Below are 11,525 nucleotides of genomic sequence, written 5' to 3'. Positions count from 1 at the left end.
ACCACATGCGTACTGAAACCTACTTTGTCATTGACGGCCAGCTCACCATCTACAAGACGCCAGGCGCTCGCCTCCTGTACGGGATTGACCTGGCGGCCTGGCTCACTCGGGCCGGCACGAGCCTGGAGGCGGTAACCGGCGAGGCCCGCGGCGTGACGATCGACGGCGAGGCCTTCATCGATGGAACCTGCGTGTGCGCTTGGGTGGACGGGCTGGACACGCAAGCGGGTGCCGAGAACTCGGTGACGTTCGCATTCGAATGCGCCGACGGCAAGAGCCGCGATTTCAGGAAGATCTACTTCAAAGCGCGCCCTGGTTGACGGCTGGAAAAGTTGTCTCAGTTTTCCGAGAATTGAGACAGTGCAATCCGCAGAATGGTGGGCATGACGACGCCAACCACCCACCCGCAGAACGCTACCCGGTCCGCCACTGATCCGCGAAACATGCCGATGCTCACCCGCTCGGCCGAGTTGGTCCCCAGTACTTTCAACGAGCAAGACAATACCGTTGAAGTGGTCTGGACTACCGGCGCTCGCGGCCGCCGCTACGACTGGTGGACCGAGACGCAGTATGAGGAGGAGCTGGCTGTTACGCCGGAAGCGGTCGATATGACGCGCTTCGAGGCTGGCACGATCCAGGTCTTCGACAGCCATCGCACCTACGGCGGCGTCGGCGCGATCCTCGGTGTGGCAATCCGCGGAGCCATCGAAAACGGTGTGGGCACGGCCACCCTCCGTTTGTCCAAACGTGCGGACATCGCTGACATCGTCAACGACATTAAGGCCGGGATCATTCGCTCGATCTCGGTTGGCTACGTCGTCAATAAATACGAGATCACGCGCGCTATTGATCGCACGGACGGCGGCACCTTGCCACTGTACCGTGCCGTGTCGTGGCAACCGCATGAGCTCAGCTTTGTCGGCATTCCATTCGACGCTGAAGCCAGTACGCGCAGCGCCCCTACCAACGGCGCACCTTGCGAATTCACCACCCGGGCGCCCGCCCTTTCGTCTGTTCCACCATCACAGGAAAACCCTATGACCACTCCCCAGTCGGGCGCACCGAACCCAGCGCCTACCGATGCAACCCGTACCGCCGCTCCAGCTGCCCCAGCACCGGCGCCGACGGGGGCTGCACCATCGAATCCGCCAGCTGGCGACGATGCCGCGACCCGCGCAGCAACAGAAGCAGCAACCCGCGCTGCCGACATCACCGAGTTGTGCACCCGTCACGCTGTCGGCCACCTGGCCGCCGGCCTGATCCGCAGCGGTGGTTCGGTCGACCAGGCCCGTGCTGCCGTGCTGGAAGAACTGGCCCGTAACGATGCCGCTGCCGGTGGCCACCAGAACACCCGCATCCAGACCATCACCGACGAGCACCAGGTGCGCATGGCCGGCATCGAGGAAGCGATGATGCATCGCATCCACGTCGGCACGAACCTGACCGACAACGGCCGCCAGTACCGTGGCATGAGCCTGATCGAGATCGGCCGCGACTTCCTGGAAGCGCGTGGCGTCCAGACTCGCGGCATGGACAAGATGCGCCTGGCGACCGAGATCCTGCACTACCGCTCGGGCATGCATGGCACCAGCGACTTCGCCGCGATCTTTGCCAACGTGGCGAACAAGCGCATGCGCGGCGCCTACGAAGAAAACCAGGGTACCTACACCCAGTGGGCACGCCGCGCGCCGAATGCACCGGACTTCAAGAACATCAACATCGTCCAGCTGTCGGGCGCACCTGAGCTGCTGCGCACCAACGAACACGGCGAGTTCAAGTACGGCACGATGAAGGACGCCGCAATGAACTACGCGCTGGTGACCTACGGCCGCATGATCTCGCTGACCCGCCAGGCCATCATCAACGACGACCTGCGCGCGTTCGAGCGCCTGGTGAGCGCCTTCGGCGCAAGCTCCAGCCGGCTGGAAAATCGCCTGGTCTACAGCCAACTGACTGGCAATCCGCTGATGGGTGACAGCAAGGAACTGTTCCATGCTGACCATAAGAATCTGGCTACCGGTGGCAGCTCCGCTTTGCAGCTGTCGTCCCTGAAAACCGCGCGCACGGCGATGCGCCGGCAGAAAGGTCTGGCGGACGAAGAGCTGAACCTGGCGCCGAACTTCTTGATCGTGCCCGCCTCGCTCGAGCAGGAAGCCTACCAGCTGACCAGTGCGAACTACGTCCCGGCCAAGCAATCGGACGTGAACGAGTTCCGTGCCGGCGGCCGTACCGCGGTCGAGCCGATCGTCGAGCCGATCCTGGACAGCGCGAGCGAAACCGCCTGGTACCTGGCCAGCAACAACAGCCAGGTCGACACCGTCGAGTACTGCTACCTGGACGGTGCCGAAGGCCCCGTCATCGAAAGCCAGGCTGGCTTCGAAATCGATGGCGTCACCTGGAAGTGCCGCCTCGATTTCGCTGCTGCGGCCATCGACTTCCGCGGCCTGCAGAAGGGCGCGGGCGCGTAAGCGCCTGTTCCTCAACCACCTCATCAAGGAAAGCACATGCGTAACAAAGTCCAATCCGGTAACGTCGTCAGCGTTATCGCTCCTGCTCTGGTCCTCAGCGGCCAGGGCGTGTTGGTCGGCGCGCTGTTCGGCGTCGCGGCCGGCGATGCGCTGCAGGGCACGTCGGTCGAGATCGCCCGCGAAGGTGTGTTCGATCTCGTGGCCAACGGCGCCGACACCGCTGCCCAGGGCGCGAAAGCGTATTGGGATAACACCGCCAAGCGCATCACCACCACGGCGACCAATAACACCCTGGTCGGCTGCTTCACCGCAGACAAGACCGCGTCCGCCAGCACCGCTCGCGTGCTGCTGGACGGCGTGGTGCGTTAACCAGCTGCCATGAACTTCGCCGCTCTCGAAGCCGCCGCGAACGTCGCCGTGCTGCGCCACCTGGCCAATGCTCAGGTTGGCGTCGCCGGTGCGACCGTGCCAGGCATTTTCGATTGCCCGTCCAGTGTTGTGGATCTCGGCATGGGGGCGGCGGACGTAAGCCCAACCGTGAAGGTTGCCAGCTCGGAGCTTCCTGCTGATCCGGTCGAGCAGGAGATCACCATCAACGGCGTGCCGTACGTCGTGATCACGGCAAGCCCGGACGGTACCGGCATGACCGTACTGACCGTAGGGCGCACGCAATGAGGACCGCGTTCGCCACCATCGTCAGCGCCGTCATCGCCCAGCTGTCGGCGGCGCCGGCGGTGTGCGACAAGATCTATCGGTCATCCAGCAGCGTGGTCCCCGACCAGGTAGACCGGGCGATCAACGTCGAGTTCAACCGCGCGCTTCCGCAGCTGGCCACCATCGCCGGTGCTCCAACTGACTGGAGCTCGACCATCAGCGTCGAATGCTTTGCGCGCAGCTTGACCGAAAGCGGCGACCTGGCGGTCGACCCGCTGCTGTTCGCAGTGTTCGAGCGCCTGGCGCAAGACCCGACGCTGGGCGGCCTGATCGGCGACCTGACCGTTGTCGGGGTCGAGGCCCAGAACGCGCTCGAAGGAAAGAAAACCGGATGGGTGCGGATCACGTACGTGGCCGACCATCGCACCAACAACTCAACCCTGGATTGACATGACCGACATCACCAAGCCGGAAAGCCGGCCGATCCCACCGCTGCCCGGCGGCGGTTCCTGGCGCTTCGACGACGCCACCTGGGACTGGATCTCAAACGACGTGGCGCCTGCCGAGCAGGCTGCTGAAACCCCATCCGAACCGCAGGAGTAACGATGCCACGCAAAATCAAAAACTCGGTCGTCACGGCCAAGGTCCAGACCACCCCAGGCGTCGATGCCGCCCCGACTGGCGCGGCCAATGCGATCCTGATCAAGGACGTTTCGATTACCGCGCTCGACGCCCAGAACATTTCGCGCGACGTAATCCGCGGCTCGTTCGGCGGCAGCGAGCAGCTCGTCGGCCCGGCCAGCGTGAAGCTGAGCTACTCGGTCGAGCTGGCCGGCTCCGGTACCGCTGCTACGCCGCCAGCCTGGGGCGTTCTGCTCCAGGGGTGCGCAGCTGGTGAAGGTGCCCTCACCACGCCAGCGCGCGTCGAATACAGCCCGGTGTCGATCGGTCTGAAGGCGCTGACCCAGTATTACTACGACGACGGCGTCCTGCATAAGCTGCTCGACTGCATGGGCAACTGCACCCTGTCGGCAAAGGTCGGCGAGATCCCGACGCTCGCGTTCGAATGGACGGGTGTGAACGGCGGCATCGTCACCGGCAGCCCATCCGGCGTCACTTATGCCCCGTGGAAAAAGCCAGTACCGATGACCAAGGCCAACGTCATCGATATCGCCCTGGGCTGCACCTACAACGCCGGCGTGCTGTCTGGCGGTACGCAGTACTCGAGCACCGGCCTGGAGCTGAACTTCGGCAACGCGGTGAACTTCGACGCCATGCTGAGCAGCGAGACCGTTGACATCACCGACCGCGACTCGTCCGGTTCCATCGAGCTCGAACTCGATGCCACCCAGGAGGTCGCGCTGATGGCCGACGTCGTGGCCAATGTCACGCGCAGCTTGGGGATCGTCATCGGTACCGCGGCGGGCAACAAAGCAATTGTCTTCGCCCCGAACGTACAGCTGGTGAACCCGAAGAAGGTCGACCGCAACGGCAAGCGCCTGATTGGCTTCGACGTGCGCTACGTGCCTACGGCCGCCGGCAACGACGAGTGGAAGATCGTCACCCTGTAATCTACCCATAAAAAAGAAAGCTACCTCTCTCATGGCATTCAAACTCGTAAAACGCGAAAAACTCCCGGTCCAAGTCAAGGGTCATATCAAGGGCGAGGATGGCCGGCCGGTTCCATTCGACTTCACCTTGCACTGCATTCGCCTCAGTCAAGCGCAAGTGCAAGCTGTCCTGGAGGACAAGGAAGAGTCCGTGACGGCGTTTGTGCAACGCGTTTCGACTGGCTGGGAAGGTGTCCTGGACGACCAGGGCAACCCAATCGACTTCACCGCCGAGAACCTCGCTGACGTTCTCGAACAGCCCGGGCTGGCTGCCGTTTGCTCCAAGGCATACCTCAGCAATATCGGCGCCGTCGCAAAAAACTAATCGAGGCCGCGCGCTTCTACGCGCGCGGCGACCTGTGCCTTAAAGAGTTCCTGGGTCTATCCCCGGACGAACCCAAATCCGAAGTCGAGAACGGGCTCGCTTTATTGGGCTTATACATTGAAGGCACTCTGGACCTTGAGGCTGACGAGGTTTGGCTTTGGCCTGAGAACGAAGATGCGTTTCTGTTCTGGCTCGAAGTGCAGACACAGTGGACAGTCGGTAATGCAGGCCCCGTGGGGCTGAACTATGCAGGGGTCGACGTTTGTCTTCGACGTGGCGATATCCAGCCGCGAGACAGGAATCGCATATTCAAGCTGATGCAGGCCATGGAACGGGCGGCACTCGACGAGTGGGCGCAGCGGCGGAATTCTTAGAACAGGAAAGCAAATGTCATTGGTAGGCGGATCGCGTGCTGAAGTGATTATCGATGTGAACGGAACGCGTGAAGCGCGCCGGGATATCGAAAGTGTGGGCGACTCGATGAGTGGCATGGGCGCTAAGATTGGCGCTCTCGCGAAGTCCGTCGGGGCACTTGCTGTGCTTGCTGGGGTTGTCGCCTTTGGTTCATGGATCAAGGGTGCGATCGATGCAACAGACGCCGCCAGCGACCTCTCGCAACAGACAGGCATCGCCATTAAGGATCTTGCTGGTCTGGAGCTCGCGTACCAGATGGGCGGCATGGAGGCAGACGCCTTGGCCGGCAGCCAAGCCAAGCTTTCCCTGGCCATCGTCAATGGTAACGAAGGGCTGGAGAAACTGCATATCAATTCCAAGAACCTGGACGGCTCGTTCAAGAGCAACAAGCAGGTGATGTACGAGCTGGCCGACCGCTTCGCCGGCATGGAAGACGGTGTGCAAAAAACGGCCTTGGCCATGTCGATCTTTGGCAAATCCGGGAAGGACATGATCCCCATGCTCAATGGCGGGTCGGAGGGATTGCGCGAGCTCGACGACATGGCCAAGAAGCTTGGCCTTACGTTGGACGAAGAGGCTGTTGAGAATGCGGGTAAGTTCAATGACACGCTCGATTTGCTGATCCTTGGCGGCCAGGGCGTGGCGCGCGGTATCGCGGCCGAGTTGCTGCCTACGCTTAGCAGCCTGGCCGGCTCCTTCCTCACGGCGATGACCGAGGGTGATCGCCTCAAGATCGTCGGCCAGTCAATCGCCGCAGTGTTCAAGACCATCTACACCTTAGGCGTGCCCGTGGTCGAAATGTTCTCGACGATCGGTAAAGTGATCGGTGGGTTCGCAGCGATGGCCATGACCAATCTCACTGGCACGATCGACGTGCTTAAGAAAGTCGCCGGTGGCGACTTCACGGGGGCGTGGGACACCATCAAGCGGACCTCGGCCTCGACCTCGGCCATGGTAATCGACGTCGGCACCGACATTGGAAAAGGCTGGACCGGGGCCTGGGACAACGTTGTCAACGTGTGGACCGACGGCGGCAACAAGATGGTCGAAACCGTGGCCGGGATCAAACGCGCCTCGACGACTGTCGGCGCCAGTGCGGCCGAGGTGGCCAAGCAGGCCGCTGCTGCAAACAAGGAGCAGGCGGCACAGGCAAAGATCCTGGCCGAGCTGTCAGGGGTGACCGCAACTTATATGGAAGACCTTTCGCGTCTCGATGGGATGCGTCAGAAAGGGCTGGTTACCGAAGAGCGATATGTCGAGCTTGTCACTGAACTGATCAGCAAGCAACCTGGCGTAAAGGCCGCCGTCGAGGCTGAGGCCAAAGCCCGCAAAGAAGCGGCAGAATTCGAGGAGCGCTATTTGGTCGCGCGTTCCAAAGTGATGGACCTGCTGGATCTGCAGGTCACCGTGGCCAAGGAGGAGGCCGAGCAGCAGGAAAACCTGCAGCGTACGTTTGGCCTGACCCGAACGGAGATCGAGAACTTGGAGCTGGCGCGCCTCGAGGAGCAGCTGGCGCAGAGTAGTTCGCTTGGGTTGACGCTTGATGAAATCGAGACCCTCGAAAAACTTATTGCTGCGAAGAAGCGTTCAGTGGCCGCTATGCGAAAAATGGATGAGATGACTGGGCAGCGGCAGATGTGGGAGTCGATCGAGCGTACTGCGCACGACACCTTTATCAGCATCTTCGACAGCGGCAAATCTGCGTTCGATCGCTTGAAGGACACCTTGAAAAATGGGCTGTATGAGCTGCTGTACCAGATGACGGTCAAGAAGTGGATCATCAATATCACCGGTCAGACTAACGGGCAGGTGGGAGTTGCAGGTGTCGCAAGTGCGCTCGGCGGGCAGAGCGGTGGAGCGCTTGGCAATATCACCAACCTGCTTAATATCGGCAAGACTATCTACTCTGGATTTTCAACTGGCTTGGCTGGAAGCCTTGGCGGATACATCACGCAGTTCGGTAGCATGTTCGGCTCGACAGCTGCGACGGCCTTCGGTACCGGTATGAGCACGCCTGGCGCGGCCGCAGTCATTGGCGAACTGTCGAGCGGCGTCGCAGGTGCGACGAACGGTGCTGCGGCTGGTGCGAGCGCAGGCGCCGGTGCGAGCGCTGGTGCGTACGCCGTTCCGATTGCCGGCTGGATCGCAGCAGGCATGGCCCTCTCGAACTCTCTGTATAAGCAGGGCTGGGACACGCACAACGGCACGCTTAAAGACCCGCTTCAGCTCGGCGGAGGCATTCGAATATTCGATAACGTATTGCGCGGAATCGGCCTCAGCAACACGGCTGCCAACATCTTCTCGGGCCAGGCGACGTTCGCAGCCTTGTTCGGGCGAAAGGCGCCTGTTATCAAAGAGCATGGCCTCGAAGGCACGATCAATGAATCGGGATTCTCGGGCCGCAAATATGCATATACGCTTGCTAAGGGTGGTGTGTTCCGTAGTGATAAATGGGACACGATTAATGCTGATCTGACTGCTGGTCAAGACGCCGGTCTGGACACGACCATCCAAGCGATGATCCTGGCCGTTAAAGGTTTCGGCGCTGCCATGGGCCTTGAGAGTTCCGCCATCAACGGTTACAGCAAGGCGATCAAGCTGCAGCTTACCGATGACGAAGCGAAGAATCAGGAGCTGATTGCCAAAATGTTCGGCGAGGTGGGCGACGAGCTGGCTTTGCGGCTGATTCCTTCAATCGCATCCTTGGGCAAAGCGGGGGAGACCGCAGCTGTAACTCTGCAACGCATCGCGACGAACTACGCGGGCGTCGATGCGGCCCTGTCGTCAATCGGAAAACAGTTCAACCAAGTCGGGCTTCAGTCGGTAGCCGCGCGTGAGCGGTTGGTGGAGTTGTTCGGCGGACTTGATGCGCTGTCACAGCAGACCGCATCCTACGCGCAGAATTTCCTGACGGAAGCTGAGCGGATGAAGCCTGTGGCAGATGCACTGGCAGTCGAGATGGGCAAGCTGGGCCTATCGGCTGTTGTGACGAGAACCCAGTTCAAACAGGTAATTGATGGTCTGGATGTCAGCACCGTAGCAGGCGCTCAGCAGTATGCTGCGCTGATGAAATTGGCAGACGCTTTCGCGGCTGTTCACCCGGCTACTGTCGATCTTGCCGAACAGCGATCAGCGCTCGCTGACGCCTATAACGCTGAGACCCAGGCCTTGCAGGCCACGATCACTAAGATGGGGTCGTTCGCAAGCAGCTTGCGCAACCTGAAGGACAGCGCGCTGCTTGGCAGCTTGTCGCCCCTTTCACCATCGCAAAAGTATGCGGAAGCAAAAACGCAATACGAGGCGGTGCTCGCCGCTGCACGCGGAGGTGATGAAGCGGCGCAGGGGCGATACCAGGATGCATACACCGCATTCTTAGAGGCGTCGCGCGTCATGTACGCCAGCGGCATCGGTTTCACTCAAGACTTCGAGTACGCCCAGGCGGCAACAGAAGAGGCAGCGACGTGGGCAGAGGCCCAAGTAGACGTTGGCCAGGCCCAACTTGAATCGCTCAAGGCTTCCGTCTCGGGGCTGATCGAGGTGAATAAGTCCGTGCTGTCGGTTCGTGACGCGATCCAGCAGCTGAATGCGGCAATGGCCAAGAACATCGCGCCACTAGTTGGAGTAGCGCCGCCTGTTAATACGCCGATTCCGTATAGCTCCTACGGCACATCCAACACCGAAGCACTGGTGGCCGAGGTGAAGGCGCTGCGCACGGAGGTGTCGGGCTTGCGCGCGGATGCGAATCGCCAGACTGGCGACATCATCCGCGGCGGAGCCTTGGCGTCGCGCGACTCGGCCGAAGCCATGGGGCGAATCGCAGCGTCGGCGATTACTTCAATCAGCAGGTTCGAAGACAGGGTGGCCCCGCAATGACCGATGCTCAATTCCTGGCCTGGCTGACGAGCTCGGCCGCGTATCGCTGTGTCCTGATTGAGGCGATAGCCCAGGTGAACGGCGTCGAGACCACGGTCTACATGGCTACCAGGTCTTACACCACGTCGCCGGCCGACAGTCCGGCCAACACGCAATACCTCCCGATTGCAACCGTCGGCACACTGTTCACCGAGCGCCTGTCGCTCGAAGGCGATGGTGCGCTCTCCGCCGGCGACCTGGAGATCGACAACACCGCCGGCGTGCGCGACGCCTGGGCCGGCGCCGGATACGTGTGGACGAACCGGGAGATCAAGGCGTACATCGGCGACCTTCGCTGGCCACGCGCCGACTTCCGGATGATCTTCAACGGCATCGTGGCGGACATCGCCCCACGCGGCCGTAACAAGCTGGCCCTGAAGCTGCGCGACAAGCTGCAGCGCCTGAACACGGCGATCACCGAGGTGAAGCTGGGCGGCGAGACCGAGCAGAAGGATTCGCTGCTGCCGTTCGCGATCGGGCAGGTGTCGAACATCACGCCGCTGCCGATCAACCCGGCGACGCTGACCTATGGCTACCACTGCGCGTCGGCAGAGGGCGTGATCGCCAACGAGGCGCGCGACAACGGCGCCCCGGTGGCGATGACATCTAATCCGGCCGCCGGTACCGTGACGCTGGAGTCCACGCCCGCCGGCGCCGTAACGTTGTCCATCAAGGGCGACAACGCCGCGGGCTACTGCGACACCGCGGCCACGATGTGCAGGCGCCTGGCAACCGGCTATGGGAAGGTCCCCGACCGCTTCACCGATGCGGATCTCGACCTGGCAAACCTCGCTGCGTTTGACGTGGCGCACCCGCAGCCGATGGGGCTGTACTCCACCGACCGGCTCAACGTGCTGGTCGCGTGCCAGATGCTGCTCGGCAGTATCGGCGCGCAGCTGGTGATGTCGCGCCTGGGCCTGATGCGCTTGATCCAGGTCGCGCTTCCCGGTACCGGCACGCCGTTCGTGATCAGGCCGGAGCACATGCTTGAGACGCAGGGTGCCAGCACGCTGCAGCCTACCGTCCGTACCGATCCCGTCGGCGCCGTAAAGCTGGGTTTCGCCAAGAACTGGACCGTGCAGGACGCCGGCACGCTGGCCAACCTGCCCGAGGTGCACAAGGGACTCTTTACCGAAGAGTGGCTGACTACGACCAAGACCGACGCCGCGACGCTGGCCACCTACCGCCTGAACGCGGAGCCGGTCCAGGTCGACACGATGCTGCTGACCCGGGCTGACGCCGATGTCGAAGCGCAGCGCCGCCTTGACCTGTGGAAGGTGCCGCGCACGACCTACGAGTTCGACGGCGTGCCCGAACTGCTGCAGCTCGAGCTGGGCCAGGCGGTGACCGTCTTCAGCTCGCGCTTCGGCATGGCCGCCGGTGTCTCCGGCATCGTTATTTCATTGGCGCCCGACTGGAACACTGGGCGCATCAAAGTGGGCTTCCTCGTATGAGCACAGTACTGAACGACCGTGACGCCATCCTGCAGGCCGCGACAGTGCGCATCGTCAATCCGAAGAACGCCTGGATCAACCTGACGGCCAGCGCTCCAGGATTCCACCTGAATGCAGCAGGTCAGGTCGACCTGGCCAAGGTGACCGTCACGGCGGATCTGGTTGGCCTGGACGATACGGTGTCCTTCACTGCCGTCGGCGGCACGCTGTCAAACGCCGTCGGCCGCAGCGTCGACGTCACCTATGACGGCCAAACCGCCATCGTCACAGCGAAGGTGGTGAGCAACGGCGACGAGTTCCAGCGCGCGCTGATCATCCCAGTGCTGCGCGACGGTGCGTCCGGTAGCGGCACACCTGGCGCGCGCGGCGCCGGCCACTACTACGGCTCGGGCACGGCCTGGACCGACGCCCTGGCAAATATCACGGTGCCGACCACCAAGGTCATCGGTGATGTAGTGACGATCAGTGGCGGCACTTTCGTCATGGAGAAGCGCTGGACCGGCTCCGCCTGGGTCGAGAATGGTGTGGTCGTCAACGGCCGTCTGATCGCGACCGAATCGATCCTCACGGCAGCGTTGTCCGCAGGGGCAATCACGGCTGAGAAACTTGCCGTAGGCGCTGTAACTGCTCGAAGCCTGGCAGTCATGGGCGACGCCAATAACCTTATCCCTGACCCACGCTTCAAGGA

Annotated in this window: 12 protein-coding genes; all 12 read left to right on the top strand. The window is 62.1% G+C overall.

All coding sequences use genetic code 11. The annotated features are described in order from the left end of the window. Window positions 1-5: 5 nt before the first annotated feature. Window positions 6-320: a hypothetical protein gene (locus QPK31_RS02720; protein WP_290421406.1), complete on the top strand. Its 315-nt coding sequence runs from the start codon at window positions 6-8 to the stop codon at window positions 318-320. 63 nt (window positions 321-383) lie between these two features. Then, window positions 384-2,468: a prohead protease/major capsid protein fusion protein gene (locus QPK31_RS02715; RefSeq protein ID WP_290421856.1), complete on the top strand. Its 2,085-nt coding sequence runs from the start codon at window positions 384-386 to the stop codon at window positions 2,466-2,468. Window positions 2,469-2,504: 36 nt separating this feature from the next. Beyond that, window positions 2,505-2,837 (top strand): DUF2190 family protein, encoded by a 333-nt coding sequence (locus tag QPK31_RS02710; protein ID WP_290421405.1) that lies wholly within the window; start codon window positions 2,505-2,507, stop codon window positions 2,835-2,837. Between the two features lie 9 nt (window positions 2,838-2,846). Continuing rightward, complete coding sequence (locus QPK31_RS02705) at window positions 2,847-3,143, top strand: hypothetical protein (RefSeq protein ID WP_290421404.1); 297 nt, start codon at window positions 2,847-2,849, stop codon at window positions 3,141-3,143. After that, window positions 3,140-3,571 carry a hypothetical protein gene (locus QPK31_RS02700; RefSeq protein ID WP_290421403.1) on the top strand — a complete coding sequence of 144 codons (432 nt, stop codon included), beginning with the start codon at window positions 3,140-3,142 and terminating at the stop codon, window positions 3,569-3,571. Before QPK31_RS02705 ends, QPK31_RS02700 begins: the two co-directional genes overlap by 4 nt. 1 nt (window position 3,572) lies before the next feature. Further along, window positions 3,573-3,725 (top strand): hypothetical protein, encoded by a 153-nt coding sequence (locus QPK31_RS02695; protein ID WP_290421402.1) that lies wholly within the window; start codon window positions 3,573-3,575, stop codon window positions 3,723-3,725. 2 nt (window positions 3,726-3,727) lie between these two features. Further along, on the top strand, window positions 3,728-4,693 hold the full coding sequence (locus tag QPK31_RS02690) for a phage tail tube protein (RefSeq protein WP_290421401.1): 966 nt from the start codon (window positions 3,728-3,730) through the stop codon (window positions 4,691-4,693). 31 nt (window positions 4,694-4,724) lie between these two features. Beyond that, window positions 4,725-5,057: a hypothetical protein gene (locus tag QPK31_RS02685; protein ID WP_290421400.1), complete on the top strand. Its 333-nt coding sequence runs from the start codon at window positions 4,725-4,727 to the stop codon at window positions 5,055-5,057. Next, window positions 5,009-5,431, top strand: a complete 423-nt coding sequence (locus QPK31_RS02680; protein WP_290421399.1) for a DUF1799 domain-containing protein — start codon at window positions 5,009-5,011, stop codon at window positions 5,429-5,431. The genes QPK31_RS02685 and QPK31_RS02680 overlap by 49 nt, the downstream gene beginning before the upstream one ends. Window positions 5,432-5,444: 13 nt before the next feature. Beyond that, window positions 5,445-9,344: a hypothetical protein gene (locus tag QPK31_RS02675; protein ID WP_290421398.1), complete on the top strand. Its 3,900-nt coding sequence runs from the start codon at window positions 5,445-5,447 to the stop codon at window positions 9,342-9,344. After that, window positions 9,341-10,837, top strand: a complete 1,497-nt coding sequence (locus QPK31_RS02670) for a hypothetical protein (protein ID WP_290421397.1) — start codon at window positions 9,341-9,343, stop codon at window positions 10,835-10,837. The genes QPK31_RS02675 and QPK31_RS02670 overlap by 4 nt, the downstream gene beginning before the upstream one ends. Then, on the top strand, window positions 10,834-11,525 hold a 692-nt coding region (locus QPK31_RS02665; protein WP_290421396.1), incomplete at its 3' end, for a hypothetical protein. The genes QPK31_RS02670 and QPK31_RS02665, both read left to right, overlap by 4 nt.

The sequence above is a fragment of the Massilia sp. YIM B02769 genome (assembly GCF_030411995.1).
Taxonomy (GTDB): Bacteria; Pseudomonadota; Gammaproteobacteria; order Burkholderiales; family Burkholderiaceae_D; genus Telluria.
This window is presented reverse-complemented; position numbering and strand designations above follow the sequence as displayed.